16 protein-coding genes are annotated in these 16,240 nt (G+C 68.2%); 9 read left to right on the top strand and 7 right to left on the bottom strand.

The genetic code is table 11. The annotated features are described in order from the left end of the window. Positions 1 to 62: 62 nt before the first annotated feature. Together A6B37_RS25760 and A6B37_RS25755 are read right to left on the bottom strand one after the other, a co-directional pair. Positions 63 to 1,322, bottom strand: a complete 1,260-nt coding sequence (locus tag A6B37_RS25760; RefSeq protein ID WP_281492810.1) for a CoA transferase — start codon at positions 1,320 to 1,322, stop codon at positions 63 to 65. Then, a complete protein-coding gene (locus A6B37_RS25755; protein ID WP_111827317.1) occupies positions 1,319 to 2,485 on the bottom strand; it encodes an acyl-CoA dehydrogenase family protein in 1,167 nt (388 codons plus the stop codon). Before A6B37_RS25755 ends, A6B37_RS25760 begins: the two co-directional genes overlap by 4 nt. Positions 2,486 to 2,666: 181 nt before the next feature. Between A6B37_RS25755 and A6B37_RS25750 the strand changes: the two genes are divergently transcribed. From A6B37_RS25750 to A6B37_RS25740, 3 genes are all read left to right on the top strand, one after another. Beyond that, positions 2,667 to 3,734, top strand: coding sequence for a MaoC family dehydratase (locus tag A6B37_RS25750; protein ID WP_111827316.1), 1,068 nt, complete (start codon positions 2,667 to 2,669; stop codon positions 3,732 to 3,734). A gap of 39 nt (positions 3,735 to 3,773) precedes the next feature. Further along, on the top strand, positions 3,774 to 4,769 hold the full coding sequence (locus A6B37_RS25745; RefSeq protein WP_111827315.1) for an aldolase/citrate lyase family protein: 996 nt from the start codon (positions 3,774 to 3,776) through the stop codon (positions 4,767 to 4,769). Between the two features lie 65 nt (positions 4,770 to 4,834). Beyond that, a complete protein-coding gene (locus A6B37_RS25740; RefSeq protein ID WP_102774952.1) occupies positions 4,835 to 5,620 on the top strand; it encodes a GntR family transcriptional regulator in 786 nt (261 codons plus the stop codon). Here the strand turns inward: A6B37_RS25740 and A6B37_RS25735 are convergent. Beyond that, a complete protein-coding gene (locus A6B37_RS25735; RefSeq protein ID WP_111827314.1) occupies positions 5,617 to 6,837 on the bottom strand; it encodes an MFS transporter in 1,221 nt (406 codons plus the stop codon). The genes A6B37_RS25740 and A6B37_RS25735 overlap by 4 nt on opposite strands. Then, positions 6,834 to 7,805 (bottom strand): tripartite tricarboxylate transporter substrate binding protein, encoded by a 972-nt coding sequence (locus tag A6B37_RS25730; RefSeq protein ID WP_111827313.1) that lies wholly within the window; start codon positions 7,803 to 7,805, stop codon positions 6,834 to 6,836. The genes A6B37_RS25735 and A6B37_RS25730 overlap by 4 nt, the downstream gene beginning before the upstream one ends. A 279-nt stretch (positions 7,806 to 8,084) precedes the next feature. Here A6B37_RS25730 and A6B37_RS25725 point away from each other — a divergent pair, with 279 nt between their 5' ends. The 3 genes from A6B37_RS25725 to A6B37_RS25715 all read left to right on the top strand — a co-directional run bounded on the left by A6B37_RS25725 (position 8,085) and on the right by A6B37_RS25715 (position 11,600). Continuing rightward, positions 8,085 to 8,744 (top strand): response regulator, encoded by a 660-nt coding sequence (locus A6B37_RS25725; protein WP_111827312.1) that lies wholly within the window; start codon positions 8,085 to 8,087, stop codon positions 8,742 to 8,744. Then, a complete protein-coding gene (locus tag A6B37_RS25720) occupies positions 8,741 to 10,069 on the top strand; it encodes an ATP-binding protein (protein WP_111827311.1) in 1,329 nt (442 codons plus the stop codon). The genes A6B37_RS25725 and A6B37_RS25720 overlap by 4 nt, the downstream gene beginning before the upstream one ends. Before the next feature lie 88 nt (positions 10,070 to 10,157). Then, a complete protein-coding gene (locus A6B37_RS25715) occupies positions 10,158 to 11,600 on the top strand; it encodes a DegQ family serine endoprotease (RefSeq protein ID WP_111827310.1) in 1,443 nt (480 codons plus the stop codon). Between the two features lie 22 nt (positions 11,601 to 11,622). On the opposite strand, the gene maiA is transcribed toward A6B37_RS25715, so the two are convergent. The 3 genes from maiA to A6B37_RS25700 are packed head-to-tail and all read right to left on the bottom strand — an operon-like array spanning position 11,623 to position 13,749. After that, the gene (maiA, locus tag A6B37_RS25710; RefSeq protein WP_111827309.1) at positions 11,623 to 12,267 is read right to left on the bottom strand and encodes a maleylacetoacetate isomerase; all 645 of its coding nucleotides are present in this window, start codon (positions 12,265 to 12,267) and stop codon (positions 11,623 to 11,625) included. A 28-nt stretch (positions 12,268 to 12,295) separates the two neighbouring features. Then, the gene (gene ispH / locus A6B37_RS25705; RefSeq protein ID WP_111827308.1) at positions 12,296 to 13,273 is read right to left on the bottom strand and encodes a 4-hydroxy-3-methylbut-2-enyl diphosphate reductase; all 978 of its coding nucleotides are present in this window, start codon (positions 13,271 to 13,273) and stop codon (positions 12,296 to 12,298) included. Further along, entirely contained in the window at positions 13,273 to 13,749 is a 477-nt protein-coding gene (locus A6B37_RS25700) for a peptidylprolyl isomerase (protein ID WP_102774834.1), read from the bottom strand. Before A6B37_RS25700 ends, ispH begins: the two co-directional genes overlap by 1 nt. Positions 13,750 to 13,799: 50 nt before the next feature. On the opposite strand from A6B37_RS25700, the gene radC reads away from it, so the two are divergent. The 3 genes from radC to kynA all read left to right on the top strand — a co-directional run bounded on the left by radC (position 13,800) and on the right by kynA (position 16,116). Beyond that, positions 13,800 to 14,477: a DNA repair protein RadC gene (radC, locus tag A6B37_RS25695; RefSeq protein ID WP_111827307.1), complete on the top strand. Its 678-nt coding sequence runs from the start codon at positions 13,800 to 13,802 to the stop codon at positions 14,475 to 14,477. Positions 14,478 to 14,560: 83 nt separating this feature from the next. Then, positions 14,561 to 15,187 carry an arylformamidase gene (gene kynB, locus A6B37_RS25690; protein WP_102774836.1) on the top strand — a complete coding sequence of 209 codons (627 nt, stop codon included), beginning with the start codon at positions 14,561 to 14,563 and terminating at the stop codon, positions 15,185 to 15,187. A gap of 80 nt (positions 15,188 to 15,267) precedes the next feature. After that, a complete protein-coding gene (kynA, locus tag A6B37_RS25685; RefSeq protein WP_102774837.1) occupies positions 15,268 to 16,116 on the top strand; it encodes a tryptophan 2,3-dioxygenase in 849 nt (282 codons plus the stop codon). The last annotated feature ends 124 nt before the right edge of the window (positions 16,117 to 16,240 follow it).

The following is a 16,240-nucleotide window of genomic DNA, read 5'->3' as shown; positions in this document are numbered from 1 at the left end:
CACCAGCACTTTCATCGAACCACCTCCCATTACATAACCCCATCACCGCCAATGCCCACGCATCAGCGGACCACGCCTGCCGCGCGCAGGCGCGCCACGCCGTCTTCGTCATAGCCCGCCGCGCGCAGGACTTCGCCCGTGTGCTCGCCCAGCAGCGGCGCGCGCCGGCGCACCGCGCCCGGCGACTCGCTCAGCTTGATCGGAACGCCCACGATTTGCACGGCGGCGCAAGCGCCGGGCTGCTCCACCTCCACCAGCATTTGCCGTCGCGCATAGTGTTCATCCTGGAAAATCTCCGCGGCCGTGTAGACCGGACCGAACGGCACTCTGCCGCCCAGCACCGCGGCGATCTCTTCCTTGGTGCGCACCGACGTGAACGCCTCCACCGCGTCGATGACCTGCTGCTGGCGCTGCACGCGCGCCGCATTGGTGGCGAATGCCGGGTCCCGCGCCATGTCGGGACGCCCGATGAAACCCGCCAGCGCTTCCCAGAACGCGTCAGTCGCGCAGGCGATGGACACGTGGCCGTCGCGCGCCCGGAACAGCCCGAACGGACACAGCAAGGGATGGCGGTTGCCCTGCGCCTGCGGCGCCTGGCCGGTATACGAATACTGGTAGACGATGCGCTCGCACAAGGCCAGCACGGCGTCGGTCATGGCCACATCGACAAATTGCCCGCGTCCGGTCCGGTGCATGTGATGCACGGCCGCCAGCACGCCCACGCACAGCATCAGCGCCGGCACCGTATCGCCCACGCCCGGCCCCACCTTGGTGGGCGTCTGCGCATCCGGTCCGGTGATGCCCATCATGCCGCCCATCGCCTGCGACACGACATCATAGGCGGGCCAGTCGGCGTACGGACTGACCCCGCTGCGCGGATCGCCGAAGCCGCGCACGGCGCCATAGATGAGCCTGGGATTGGTCTGCCGCAGCGTCTCGTACGAAAGCCCCAGCCGCTCCATCACGCCGGCGCGGAAATTCTCGATGACGATATCCGCCCCGTCGATCAGCCTGCGCAGGACGTCCCGCCCCTCCTCGCGCTTCAGATCGATGACGATGGAGCGCTTGTTGCGGTTGATGCTCTGGAAATAGCCGCCGTAGTCCCTGGCCTGGTCCTCGGACAGGAACGGCCCGGTCACCCGGGTGCCGTCGCCGGCCATCGTCTCGACCTTGATGACGTCCGCGCCATGATCGGCCAGGATCTGGGTGCAGAACGGGCCCGCCAGCATCTGGGTGAGGTCGATGACCCGCAATCCGGCGAGCGAGCCCGCCCGGTCCGCGGCCGCTGCGCCGCCATTGTCTTGCCGGATCGAATCGCTCACGTCGGCACCTTTCCCAATAGCGCGTCGGAGATGATGCGCATCTGGATCTCGGACGTGCCTTCGAAGATCTTCGTCAGGCGCGCATCGCGCCAGTAGCGTTCGGCGGCGAAATGCGTGGTGTAGCCGGCGCCGCCATGGATCTGCAGGCCCTCGCTGGTCACGCGTTCGCTCATTTCGCTGGCCAGCAGCTTCACCATCGAGGCCTCGGTGTCGGCGCGCACGCCGCTGTCGATCTTTTCGCACACGGAATAAAGCAAGGCTCGCGCGGCCTCGATCTGCGTCGCCATGTCCGCGATCTTGAACCGGATGGCCTGGAAATTCGCGATCGGCGCGCCGAACTGCGCGCGCTCCCTGGCATATTGGATGGAATCCTCCAGGCTCCCCTGCGCCAGGCCGATGGAGCGCGCCGCGGTATGCGCGCGCGCCGTCTCCAGGCCGGCGCAGGCCAGGTAGAAAGCCTTGCCCTCTTCGCCGACCAGGGACGAATGCGGCACGCGGCAGCCGTCGAACGCAAGCTCCCAGGTGGTCCAGCCGTGATAGCCGATCTTGGGAATGACGCTGCCCTTGACGCCCGGCGGCAGCTCGCCGCGCGACTTCTCGATCATGAAGGCGGAAAGCCCCTTGTGACGCGCCTTCGGGTCCACGACCGGGTCGCTGCGGCAGATCACGAGGATGAAGTCCGCATCGTCGGCGAAGGTGCACCAGTACTTGCTGCCGGTGATGAGCCAGCCGTCGCCATCGCGCACGGCACGGCAGGAAATATTGGCCACGTCCGATCCGGCATTGGGTTCGGAAAGGGAGAACGCGCCCAGGAATTCGCCGCGCGCCATGCGCGGCAGGTAATGCGCCTTCTGCTGCGGCGTCAGGCCCTTGAGCGCGCCGATCAGGCCGTTGCCGCGCGCAATCAGACTGCCCACGCTCATCCATCCGCGCGAGAGCTGCTCGGCCACCAGGCAGTACTCGTAGGCGCCCAGCCCCAATCCGCCGTACTCCTCGGGGATCAGGATGCCGAAGAAACCGAGCTCGGCCATTTCCTCGATCAGTTCGCGGGGAATCTTGCCTTTGTCGGGGTCCAGCCGGTTGGCCACGGGCAGCACGCGCTCCATCGTGAACTGCCGCGCCGCCTCCTGGATCATGCGTCGCTCTTCGCTTTGTCCCTGCATGCTTTCCTCGCATCTAGAACTTTCAATGTACGTACATAATAGAACTGAAAATTCCGAAAGCACAAGTGGAGATCGGAAAATTTCCGCTTAAAACAGCCGATTTTTTTTTCGACCGACTATTTGACATAGGCGAATTTGATATGCACTATGTACGAACATTAAGGCGCACAGGAGAGCCAAAATGGGATTGAGCAGAGACCGCAAGGGCAACTATTTCGAGGACTTCCGGCTGGGCATGAAGCTGCGGCATGCCACGCCGCGCACCCTCACCGACGCCGACCGCAGCCTCTACATCGGCCTGACCGGCAGCCGCAGCGCGTTGTTCACGGCCCGCAGCAATGCGGAGCTGCTGGGCTGCGACGGCTGGCCTCTGGAGGACCTGCTGGTGTTCAACACCGCCTTCGGCAAGACGGTGCCGGACATCTCGCTGAACGCGGTCGCCAACCTGGGCTATGCCGAGCTGCGCTTCATCGCGCCCATGTACCCCGGCGACACGCTTGCGGTCGAGTCCGAAGTAATCGGCCTGAAAGAGAACTCCAGCCGCAGGACCGGCGTCGTCTACGTGCGCTCCACCGCCCGCAACCAGCGCCAGGAAGAGATCCTGCAATGGGTGCGCTGGGTCATGGTGCATAAGCGCGACCCGCAGGCGGTCTGCGCCGAAAGCCTGGCGCCGTCGACGCTGCCGGCCATCGAGGCCGCGCAACTGGCCCGCCACGGATACAAGCCCTCGGTACGGCGCATCACCGAAGTGACGGGCGCCGACGAGCTATGGGAAGACTACGCCGAGGGCCAGCGCATCGATCACCCCGGCGCCATGACCGTCAACGACAGCGACCACAGCATCGCGACACGCCTGTACCAGAACACCGCCCGAGCGCATTTCGATGGCCGCGCCATGGCGGCGCAAGGCGGCCAGCGGCTGGTCTATGGCGGGCACGTCATCTCGCTGTGCCGCGCCCTGGCCTACGACGGCCTGGAGAACAGCCTTTCGATCCTGGCCATCAACGGCGGCAGCCACGTCAATCCCACCCATGCCGGCGACACCATCGCCTGCGCCACGCAAGTGCTGCAACGCATCGACCTGGGACCGTCGCAAGTCGGCGCGCTGCGCCTGCGCACCATAGGAGTCAAGAACGCCGACGCGGCGTCCATCGTCTTTCCCGATACCGGCGCAGGCCGCGCAGCACATCCCGCGCAGGTCGTGCTGGACTTGGACTACACCATCGCCATGCCGCGGCGCCAGGCCTGACGCCGCCCCGTTTCTTCACTTCATTCCACGAGCCCCCACATGACCACCGCCTCCCATCCCCGCGACGCGCTTTTCAGCGGCGAAAAGCCCTTCCCCATCCTGCCGGCCTGCGAACATTTCGCCGGCAGCGAGAAGCTGATCGGCAAGGCCATGGACCTGCAGGCCGACTACGGCCCCATCTTCGACATCACCTGCGACTGCGAGGACGGCGCGGCGGCGGGCCAGGAACGCGGCCACGCCGAAATGGTGGCGCGCATGATCGACTCGGCGCGCAACCGCCACGACCGCGCCGGCGCGCGCATCCACGATCCATCCCATCCGGCCTGGCGCCAGGACGTGGACATCATCGTGGGCCAGGCCGGCCGCCGCCTGGCGTACATCACCATTCCCAAGGCCACCAGTTGGCAGCAGGCCGCCGAAGTCATCGCCTATATCGGCGAGGCCGCGGACAAGGCCGGACTGGACAGGCAGATACCGGCGCACGTGCTGGTGGAGACCCACGGCGCGCTGCGCGACGCGTTCGCGATCGCCGCCCTGCCCGGCGTCGAGGTGCTGGATTTCGGCCTCATGGATTTCGTCAGCGGCCACCACGGCGCCATCGCGGCCAGCGCCATGCGCAGCCCGGGCCAGTTCGAACACGCGCTGCTGGTGCGGGCCAAGGCCGACGTGGCGGCCGCGGCGCTGGCCCATGGCGTCGTTCCGTCCCACAACGTCTGCCTCAATCTGAAGGACCCCGCCGTCATCGCCGACGACGCCGGCCGCGCGCGCCGGGAGTTCGGCTTTCTGCGCATGTGGAGCATCTATCCGGCGCAGATCCAGCCCATCGTGCAGGCCATGCAGCCCGATTTCGACGAAGTCGAGGACGCCGCCAATATCCTGCTGGCCGCGCAGGACAAAGACTGGGGGCCCATCCAATACCGCGGCGAACTCCACGACCGCGCAACCTACCGCTACTTCTGGGAAGTCCTGCAAAAGGCGAAGATCACCGGCATGCCGCTGCCGGACGAGGCGCGGCGCCGATTCTTCGCCGACTGAACCGCGCGGCCGGACGGGCCGCCTTACAATACGCCGCAAGTCCATGCCCCCCGTCCGACATGTCCATGACAGCCATCCGCAAGAAGTCCCCGCAGGAATCCGCCGGCGCGCAACCGCGATACGTGGAGCTGGCCAACACGCTGGTGCGGGACATCCAGGAAGGCCGTCACGTGGTGGGCAGCCTGCTGCCCACCGAGCATGAACTGGCCGAGCAGTACGGCGTCAGCCGGCATACGGTGCGCGCCTCCCTGAAGAAGCTGGAAGACCTGGGCTATATCTCGCGCAAGAAGGCGGTGGGCACGCTGGTCGAAAGCGCCAATCCGGATACCGCGTTCGTGCAGTCCTTCGGCACGCCCGAAGACCTGGTCCGCGTCGCGGCCACCGAGGTGCGCGCCATCGAAGCCGTGCGCCACGTCACGCTGGACCGGAACAAGGCGCGGCGGCTAGAGGCGCCGGTGGGCAGCGCGTGGGTCCTGCTGAGCGGCACGCGCGAGGACGCCAGGAAGGCCGGCACGCCCGTGGCGCAGGCCGACATCTATATCGACGCCTCGCTTGCCGGACTGGTCGACACCATCCGCCGCCAGCCGCAGACCCTGATCAGCTCGCTGATCGAACGCGAATATGCCGTCGCCATCGACGAAATCCGCCAGATGGTCACGGCTACCCTGATCGATGCGCCGCTGGCCGAACGCCTGGGCGTGCAGGCGGGCAGCGCCGGCCTGCGGCTCATCCGGCACTACAAGGACGCCACCGGCAGAATCCTGGAAATCACCGACACGACCTATCCGGCCGACCGGGTGACCGTGGCCTTCCAGCTCAAGCGCGGCCTCAAACCCGGCCTGTCCTCCTAGCCGGCTCGGGCGGCCGGCCCGCGCCCGCGCAGGCCGAGCAGCAGCAGCAGCAGCAGCAGCAGCAGCAGCGCGATCAGCGGCAGCGCGGCCAGCGCGCCATAGGCCGCGCCCAGGCTGGCGCGCTCGGCCAGATAGCCGAACGCAGGCGGGCCGAGCACCACGCCGATATAAGTAAAGAACATCGCGCCGCCGGTCACCGACGCCACCTTGCCGGCGGGCGCCAGCCGCGCCAGCTCGCCCAGAAAAACGCCGTTCCAGCCTATCGCGGTCGCGCCCAGCACAGCCGCCAGCACTGCCAGCACGACCGGATCGGGATGCGCCGGCAGCAAGGCCAGCCCCAGGGCTGCAAGCGCCATCAGCACGCCGATCAGCATCATCACGCCGCGCGGAGCGCGCGTGCGGTCGGCGATCCGCCCCCAGACGATGCGTCCCAGCACGCCCGCCGCCTGGGACACGGCGTAGATCAGCGCGGCGCCCGCCGCGCCCATCTGGAGTTCGCGCAACAGGAACACCATCAGGTAGCCGCTGACCGAAAGCTGGCAAGCCGAGAACAGCAGGGAGACGGCCGCCATGGCGCGCAGCTGCGCGTTGCGCCATACCTCGACGACGGGCTGCCGCCATTGCCCCATCCCGGCCGTGCGCGGCGCCGCGGGCTCGTCCAGCTGCGCGCGCAGCCAGCCGCTGGCCAGCGCGACCGCCAGCGCCAGCCCGGCCAGCAGAAGCAGGGCCGTGCGCCACGACGACCACGCCGCCAGCACCGGCAGCATGGCCCCGCCCAGCATGCCGCCCAGCGGCACGCCGGTCTGCTTGAGCGAGAACACGGTGTACATCCGCTGCGGCGCGGTCGTGCGCGCGAGAATATGGGAGCTGGCCGGCGTGATGGTGCCGTAGCCCAGGCCGCACAGCAGCGCGGCGCCGGTCTGCGCGAGTCCGGCGTCGGCCGTCAGCAGCGCCAGGCCCGCGCCCTGGAACAGCAGCGCCGCCTGCGACACGCGCACCGCGCCCAGCCGTCCGATCAAGGCGCTGCTGAGCGCGCTGCCCACCATCGCCCCGCCATAGACCAGGGCCAGGAACAGGCCCACCTCGGCGGTGCGCGCGCCGGGGATCAGCGGCGCCAGCACGGCGAACGCCAGCGTGGCGGCCGTGCCGACGGCCTGGATCGCCAGCGTGCAGACCAGTATCGCCGCCTGCCGGCGGCGCGGCCCGGACGACCTCATTCCGCTTTCGCGTTGGCCGCTTTCACCGCCTCGCCCCAGCGCTCGACCTCGGCGCCGATGAAGGCGCCGAATTGCGCCGGCTCCATCACCTGGGGAATCGCGCCCAGCTCCGCCATCCGCTTGGTCCATTGCGGCTTGCGGGCGATGCGTACGATCTCCCCGGCCAGCTTGTCGACGACGGGCTGCGGCAGATCCTTCGGGCCCACCACGCCTATCCAGGGGTCGCCGCGGAATCCGGCGTACCCCGACTCGGCGATGGTCGGCACGTTCGCCAGCGTCGCCACGCGATGCTCGCTGGCCACGGCCAGCGCCCTGAGCTTGCCGCTGCGCACCAGCGGCTCGGCGATCGAGGCGACTTCGAACATCACGTCCACCTGCCCGCCCACCACGTCGGTCATGGCCGCCACGCCGCCCTTGTACGGAATATGGTTGAGCTTCACGCCGGCGCGCTGCTGGAACATTTCCATCACCAGGTGATTGGTCACGCCATTGCCGCCAGAGGCATAGTTGACCGCCCCCGGATGCTGCCTGGCGTACTCGACCAGGTCGGCCACGCTATTGAAGCGGGAGGCCGGGTTGACGACCAGCACCAGCGGAAAGATGCCTATCATCGCCAGCGGCTGGAAGTCCGACCGGCTGTCGTAGCGCAGGTTCTTGTAGATCCAGCCGTTGACCGCCAGCGGGCCGCTCGAAGTGGCCAGCAGCGTATAGCCGTCGGGCCGCGACCGCGCCACTTCCTCGGCCGCCAGGCCCGCGCCCACCCCGGGTTTGTTCTCGACGAAAAAAGTCTGCCCCAGGTCGCTCGTCAATTCCTGCGCCAGCATGCGCGCGATCACGTCGGTGGTCTGTCCGGCGGGAAACCCCACCAGCATGCGCACCGCTTTCTCCGGGTATTGGGCGCCCGCCGCGCCCGCCCACAGCGCGCATGCCGCCAGCAGCAGGCGCGACGCCAGTCCAGCAAAGTCCATGTTGTCACCTCCGTATCGGCGCATCTGGCGCCTGGTTTTTCGTGCATCCCAGCTTTATTCGAACCTAGGTACGTACATAGTACGCGAAAACCCGCCAGAAAAACCAAATCATTCGGCAATCATGGCCAATACTGTTGATATTTCGGAGCAACAACAAGAATCAGGCGGCTCATTATGTACGAACATTAAACCGAACAACGCCACCAAGCCACGCCACGAAGGGAACTCCCGCCCTCCCCGCCGCGTCCAACTTTTCGGACCATAACCGCGGACACCGCCATGCGCATCCTGCTAGTCGAAGACGACCTCATGATCGGCGAGAGCGTGCTGGACTTCCTGCGCGCCGAGCGCTATGCCGTCGACTGGGTCAAGGACGGCAATGCCGCCGACCTGGCGCTGCACACCGACACCTACGACCTGATCCTGCTGGACCTGGGCCTGCCCAAGCGCGACGGGCTGGCGCTGCTGCGCGAGCTGCGCGCGCGCAAGGACCGCACGCCGGTGCTGATCGCCACCGCCCGCGACGCGGTCAGCGACCGCATCGCCGGGCTGGACGCCGGCGCCGACGACTACATCGTCAAGCCCTATGACGTGGACGAACTGCTGGCCCGCATGCGCGCGCTGATCCGGCGCAGCGCGGGCCGGGCCGAGCCGGTTTTCGAGCACGAAGGCGTGACCATCGATCCGCAATCCCATGCCGCCATGGTCGACGGCGCGCCGGTGGCGCTGACGGCGCGCGAATGGGCGGTGCTCGAGCCGCTGATCGCGCGTCCCGGCATGATCTTCTCGCGCGCCCAGCTCGAAGAAAAACTCTACAGCTGGAAAGACAGCATCAGCAGCAACGCGGTTGAGGTTTATATTCATGGCCTGCGCAAGAAACTGGGCTCCAACCTGATCCAGAACGTCAGAGGCGTCGGCTATGTCATCCCCAAAACATGAGCATTCCGCTTAGCTATTCGCTGCGGGCCCGTCTGCTGTTTTTCCTGCTGGCCGCCATCGTGATCGGCGCGCTGGTGCAGGGCGCGATCGCCTATCGCAGCACGCTGGCGCAGGCCGACGACATCTTCGATTCGCTGTTGCAGCGCACCGCCCTGTCGCTGGGCACCGGCGACGGACTGCTCAGCACAGGCCCGCACCAGGCGCGCGGCGCGGCGTCGCCCATGGCCGACGATCTCATCATCCAGATCTGGACGCCCGACGGCGTGCGGGTCTTCAATTCGCGCTCGCGCCGTCCGCTGCCCGACCAGATCGTGCTGGGCTTTTCCGACGCCCGCATGGAAGGCAGCACCTATCGCGTGTATTCGCTGGCCACGCCGTTCCAGGTCATCCAGGTCGCGCAGGACATGGAAGTGCGCCGGGACATGGCGCGGGCGCTGGCGCTGCGCACGGTGGCGCCGATCGCGGCGGCCGCGCCGCTGCTGATGCTGATCGTATGGTGCGTGGTGAGCTGGTCGCTGCGGCCGGTCAAGCGCGCGCGGGCCCAGGTGGCGGCGCGCCAGCCCGAGGATCTCTCGGCGGTCAGCGTGCAGGGCCTGCCCGACGAGATCCGGCCGCTGGTGCAGGAGCTGAACCTGCTGCTGGAACGCATGCGCGGCGCCTTCGCGCAGCAGAAGCAGTTCGTGGGCGACGCCGCGCACGAGCTGCGCTCGCCGCTGGCGGCGCTGCGCCTGCAGTTGCAGGCCTTGCAGCGCGCCGGCGACGCGGACGCCCGCCGGCTGGCCGAGCAGCGCCTGGCCGCCGGCATCGACCGCGCCACGCGCCTGGTGGAACAGCTGCTGTCGATGGCGCGGCACGAAGGCGCGGCCGAGCAGGCGCCGGCCGAGGCCGTGGACCTGGCCGACGTGCTGCGCCAGGCCTTGTCCGAAACCCTGCCGCTGGCCAATGCGAAGTCGATCGACGTGGAGCTGGACGGCGCGCCGCAGCTCTGGGTGCAGGGCCACCGGGATGCGCTGGCGCTGCTGGCGCGCAACCTGCTGGACAACGCGGTCAAGTACACGCCGGCCGGCAAGCGCGTGCGCCTGCGGCTGGAGCAGGCGCCCGGCCAGGCCATACTGCTGATCGACGACGAGGGGCCGGGCATCGCGCCGGCCGAACGCGAGCGCGTGTTCGACCGCTTCTACCGCGTGGAAGGCAACGCCGAACCCGGCAGCGGCCTGGGACTGGCCATCGCGCGCGCCATCGCCGCCCGCCACGGCGCCACGATCGCGCTGCAGGACGCGCCGTCCGGCCAGGGCCTGCGCGTGAAGGTGGTGTTCCCGGCCTGATGCGCCGCGGATGGCCGGATTTAAGATTCCCCTAAGTGTCGGGCCCGAAGATAGCGCCATGTCCTTCAACATGAACGCAGGAGCCGACATGAAGACCTCCCAAATGAAGCCCTCGCGCCTGGTGATGGCGCTGCTGGCCGCCGGCGCCATCGGCGGCGCCGGCGCCACCGCCGTCATCGGCGGCGTTTCGATGGCGGCCGGCGCGCCGGCCGTATCCGCCCCCTTGCAGGCGATCAATCCGTCCACCCCGCCCAACTTCGCGCAGATCACGCGCGACTACGGGCCGGCCGTGGTCAACATCAGCGTCAGCGGCACCCGCAAGGTGTCCCTGGGCGATGGCGACCCGTTCGCCCAGTTCTTCGGCCAGTTCCCCGGCGCGCGCGGCCAGATGCCGTCGCGCGAGGTGCCCATGCGCGGCGAGGGTTCCGGTTTCATCGTCAGCGCCGACGGCATCATCCTGACCAATGCGCACGTGGTTCAGGACGCCAAGGAAGTCACGGTGAAGCTGACCGACCGGCGCGAATACAAGGCCAAGGTGCTGGGCTCGGACCCGCAGACCGACGTGGCGGTGCTGAAGATCGACGCCAGGAACCTGCCTACCGTCAAGGTGGGCGACGTCAACCAGCTGCAGGTCGGCGAATGGGTGCTGGCCATCGGCTCGCCCTACGGCCTGGAGAACACCGCCACCGCGGGCATCGTCAGCGCCAAGGGCCGCTCGCTGCCCGACGACACCTCGGTGCCGTTCATCCAGACCGACGTGGCCGTCAACCCGGGCAACTCCGGCGGCCCGCTGTTCAACGACCGCGGCGAAGTGGTGGGCATCAACTCCCAGATCTACAGCCGCACCGGCGGCTTCCAGGGCCTGTCGTTCTCGATCCCGATCGACGTGGCCTACAAGATCAAGGATCAGATCCTGGAGCACGGCAAGGTGCAGCACGCCAGGCTCGGCGTGACGGTGCAGGAAGTGAATCAGGACCTGGCCGATTCCTTCAAGCTGGATACGCCCTCGGGCGCGCTGGTGTCCAGCGTGGAGAAAGGCAGCGCCGCGGCCAAGGCGGGTCTGCAGCCCGGCGACGTGGTGCGCGAGATCGACGGCAAGACCATCCTGTCGTCGGGCGACCTGGCCTCGACCATCACGCTGGCCTCGCCGGGAGAGAAGATCAAGCTGGACATCTGGCGCAACGGCGCGCACAAGCAGCTGACCGCCACGCTGGGCAGCGTTCCGACCGACAAGACCCAGGCGTCGGCGGGCGACCAGGACGTGCAGCGCGGCCAGCTCGGCCTGGCGCTGCGGCCGCTGAGCCCGCAGGAACAGCAGGCGGCGGGCGCCGAGGGCCTGCTGATCGAGCGTTCGGTGGGGCCGGCCGCGCGCGCCGGCATCGAGCCCGGCGATGTGCTGCTGTCCTTGAACGGAGTGCCCGTGCACAGCGTCGGGCAGGTGCGGGAAGCCTTGTCCAAGGCCGGCAAGACGGTCGCGCTGCTGGTGCAGCGCGGCGAGGACAAGATCTTCGTGCCGGTGCAGGTCGGCTGACGGGCGCGTGCCCGCGGCCGGATTACTCCGCGTCGGGCTGCTTGCCCGGCGCGGCCGCGTCGAAGGCCGGCAGTTCGCGGCAGGCGGCGTCGATGCGCAGCACGTTCGGCATGGCCGACAGGTCGCAGCCGAAGCGCTGCGCATTGAAGACCTGGGGCACCAGGCACAGGTCGGCGATGGTCGGCGTGTCGCCGTGGCAGAAGCGGCCGGTGGCGCTGGACACCGCCAGCTGCGCCTCCAGGGCGCCCAGGCCCTGCTGCACCCAGTGGCGGTACCAGGCGTTCTTGGCGTCCTCGTCCACGCCCAGCGTGTGCTTCAGATACTTCAGCACGCGCAGGTTGTTCAGCGGATGGGTGTCGCAGGCGATGCCCAACGCCAGGTCCCGCACGCGCGCGCGGCCCAGCGCGTCGGCCGGCAGCAGCGGCGGCTCGGGATGCGTTTCGTCGAGGTACTCGATGATGGCCAGGGACTGGCCGATGACGGCGTCGCCGTCGACCAGCGTGGGCACCAGCGCCGTGGGATTCACCTTGCGGTATTCGGGCGTCAGCTGCTGGCCGCCGTCCTTGAGCATGTGGACCGGCAGGTACTCGTAGGACAGGCCCTTCAGATTCAGGGCGATGCGTACGCGGTAGGCGGCCGAACTGCGAAAGTAGCTGTACAACTGCATGAAGTCTCCTTGGTTTTCTTGTCCGGGCCTATTCCAGCGATTCCGTCTGCGCCGACTTGCGCGACAGGCCCTTGGGCAGCGGGAACGCCACGTTTTCTTCCAGCCCCGCCATGGTGCGCACCGACACCGCGCCCAGTTCCTTGACGCGCTCGATCACTTGCTGCACCAGGATCTCGGGCGCCGAGGCGCCGGCGGTCACGCCCACCCGGGTGCGCCCGGCCAGCCAGGCCGGGTCGATGGACTGCGCTCCGTCGATCAGGTAGGAGGCCACGCCCTTGCGTTCGGCCACCTCGCGCAGGCGGTTCGAGTTGGAGCTGTTGGGGCTGCCCACCACCAGCACCAGGTCGCATTCCGGCGCCATCACCTTGACCGCGTCCTGGCGGTTCTGGGTGGCGTAGCAGATATCGCTTTTCTTGGGTTCGGCGATGTTGGGAAAGCGCGCCTTCAGGGCCTGCGACACCGCCGCGGCGTCGTCGACCGACAGCGTGGTCTGGGTGACGTAGGCCAGGTTCTCGGGGTCCTGCACCTGCAGGCCGGCGACGTCTTCCACGGTCTCGACCAGGTACATGCCGCCCTGGGCCTGGCCCAGCGTGCCCTCGACCTCCGGGTGGCCCTTGTGGCCGATCATGATGATCTCGCGGCCGGCCGCGCGCATGCGCGCCACTTCGATGTGGACCTTGGTGACCAGCGGGCAGGTGGCGTCGAAGACCTGCAGGCCTCGTTCCTGCGCTTGCACGCGGACCGCCTTGGACACGCCGTGGGCGGAAAACACCACGATCGAGCCGGCGGGCGCGTCCTCCAGTTCGTCGATGAAGACCGCGCCCTTGGCGCGCAGGTCTTCCACCACGTAGCGGTTGTGGACGATTTCGTGGCGCACGTAAATGGGCGCGCCATGCAGTTCGAGCGCGCGTTCGACGATGTCGATGGCGCGGTCCACGCCGGCACAGAAGCCGCGCGGCTGCGCCAGCAGGACCTCGGCGCCAGGAGCGGTGACGGCCTTGCTCATCAGAGTATCCCCAGCAGCGCCACGTCGACCCGCAGGCTGACGCCGGCGAGCGGGTGGTTGAAATCGAACAGCGCGGTTTCGTCGTTGATTTCCTTGAGGATGCCCGAGTAGCGCGCGCCGTTGGGCGCGGAGAACTCGACCAGGTCGCCCGGCTCGAACGTGGCGTCGGCGCCGGCGTGCTCGGCCAGCATCGCGCGCGTGACGCGCTGGATCAGTTCGGGGTTGCGTTCGCCGTAGGCGTCGGCCGGCGCGACCGTGACGCTGAAGCGCTCGCCTTCGGCATGGCCGACCAGCGCCGCCTCCAGGCCGGGCGCCCATTGGCCGCTGCCCATCTGCAGGGTGCCGGGGCGGCCGTCGAAGGTATCGGCGAACACCGAATCCTTGCCCGGGCCGGACGCCAGCGTAATCCGGTAGTGCAGCGTCAGGTAGGAATCCGGACGGACCAAAACGTTCACTTCATTAGAGGCGGTACTCACGATCTGCCACCGTATAGGCAATTGAATCAACCTTGATTTTAGAGCCTCTTATGAAATTGTCCGTCCAGATGCCCAAACACGAGCGCCCCCGCGAGCGCCTGCTGCGCCACGGCGCCTGCGCGCTGCAGGACGCGGAACTGCTCGCCATCGCCCTGCGCACGGGCCTGCCCGGGGTGCACGTCACGACCCTGGGCAACCGCCTGTTGCAGCAATTCGGCGGCCTGCGGGGCCTGCTGGGCGCCGCGCCCGAGGAGCTGATGGCGGTCCCCGGCCTGGGCTCGGCCAAGGCCTGCATGCTGGCCGCCCTGCTGGAGCTGGCGCGCCGCGCCGTCGAAGAAGGCCTGCCCCAGGCCGACAGCCTGAACCGTCCCCTGCAAGTGAAACAATATTGCAAGCTGGCGCTGAGCCATCGCCGGGTGGAGCACTGCATCGCGCTCTACCTGGACAACCAGCTGCGCCTGATCGCCACCGGCGAGCTGGCGCGCGGCACGCTGTCGCAGGCTTCCGTCTACCCGCGCGAAGTCGTGCGCGAGGCCCTGCGCCACCATGCGGCCGCCCTCATCGTCGCCCACAACCACCCTTCCGGCATGGCCGAGCCCAGCGCCGCCGACCAGGGCTTCACCCGCCACCTGAAGCAGGCGCTGGCGCTGGTCGACATCAAGCTGGTCGACCACCTGATCGTGGCCGGCGACACGGTGGTTTCCCTGGCGGAACGGGGCTGCCTCTGAGCGCTGCGCGGCGCGCCGGAATTCGTTAGACTACCGCCCGCGATTGCTTTAGGCTTAACGTAATTCCAGTCTCTACGCCCGACATGAAGCGCCTGTGGGATATTTCCCCGCCCGTCTCCGCCGCTTCGCCGGTCTTTCCCGGCGACACGCCCTACCGCCAGCAATGGAAGTGGTCGCTTGCGCCCGGCTGTCCGGTCAATGTCAGCGAGATCACGCTGTCGCCGCACATCGGCGCCCATGCCGACGCGCCGCTGCATTACCAGAATGACGCCGCCGCCATCGGCGCCGTCCCGCTGGAACCCTTCCTGGGCCCGTGCCGCGTCATCCACGCCATCGACTGCGGGCCTCTGATCACGGTCGAGCACATCGCCCACGCCGCGCTGAACCTGCCGCCGCGCGTGCTGGTGCGCACCGCCAAGCATGCCGCGCAAGACTGGTGGACCGACGATTTCTCCGCCTACGCGCCCCAGACCATCGAATGGCTGGCCGAGCGCGGCGTCATGCTGATCGGGCTGGACACGGCCAGCATCGACCCCGCCTCCAGCAAGACCCTGGACAGCCACCACGCGATCTTGCGGCACGACATGCGGGTATTGGAAAACCTGGTGCTCGATGCCGTGCCGGAAGGCGATTACGAGCTGATCGCGCTGCCGTTGGCGCTGGTCCAGGCTGACGCCAGCCCGGTCCGCGCGGTCCTGCGCGAACTGTAGGCCCTGCCGCCAGGGCCCGGGCCGGTCCGAACTTCAGGGCGGCGGGACGCCATCCCGCCGCCGCGATTCAGGAAGCCCCCATGACCGACACCCAACGCCCCGAAGACATCGTCCGCGAGGAAAAAGCGCAGCTGGACTTCGCGCGCGACATGACCTACGGCGACTACCTGCACCTGGACGCCCTGCTGGGCGCGCAGCACCCGCTGTCGCCCGAGCACAATGAGATGCTCTTCATCATCCAGCACCAGACCAGCGAGCTGTGGATGAAGCTGATGCTGCACGAGCTGCGCGGCGCCATCGCCAACGTGGCGGCCGACCGCCTGCCGCCGGCCTTCAAGATGCTGGCCCGGGTCAGCAAGATCATGGAACAGCTGGTCCACGCCTGGGACGTGCTGGCGACCATGACCCCGCCCGAATATTCCGCCCTGCGCCCCTACCTGGCCCGCTCCAGCGGATTCCAGAGCTACCAGTACCGGCAGATCGAATTCCTGCTGGGCAACAAGAACGCCGCCATGCTCAAGCCGCACGAACACCGCGCCGACCTGCTGGCCCAGGTGCAGAGCGCCTACGAGGCCCCCTCGCTGTACGACGAAGCCCTACGGCTGCTGGCGCGCCAGGGCCTGGACGTGCCGGCCGACCATCTCGAACGCGACTGGACCCAGCCCTACCAGGCCTCGGCCGGGGTCGAGGCGGCCTGGCTGGAGGTCTACCGCCAGCCCGAGCGCTACTGGGACCTGTATCAGCTGGGCGAAAAGCTCACCGACCTGGAAGACGCCTTCCGGCTGTGGCGATTCCGCCACGTCACCACGGTCGAGCGCGTCATCGGCTTCAAGCGCGGAACCGGCGGCACCTCGGGCGTGGCCTATCTGCGGCGCATGCTGGAAGTGGTGCTGTTCCCGGAAATCTGGAAGCTGCGCACCGATCTCTGACGGCGATCCGGCCCCGCCTTGCCTTCGCCCCTTGGCCGGGCCGGAATCTCCATGCTAGAATTCAGGGTTACTTTTTGGATACGTTGCTGGGTAAGGAAGAGGATACACGCCTCTATGCCCCGGC

It is taken from the genome of Achromobacter sp. HZ01 (assembly GCF_003267925.1).
GTDB classification, from domain to species: Bacteria; Pseudomonadota; Gammaproteobacteria; order Burkholderiales; family Burkholderiaceae_B; genus Achromobacter; species Achromobacter pulmonis_A.
Note: the sequence above shows the minus strand (reverse complement) of the source record. Positions and strands in the feature narration are given on the sequence as shown.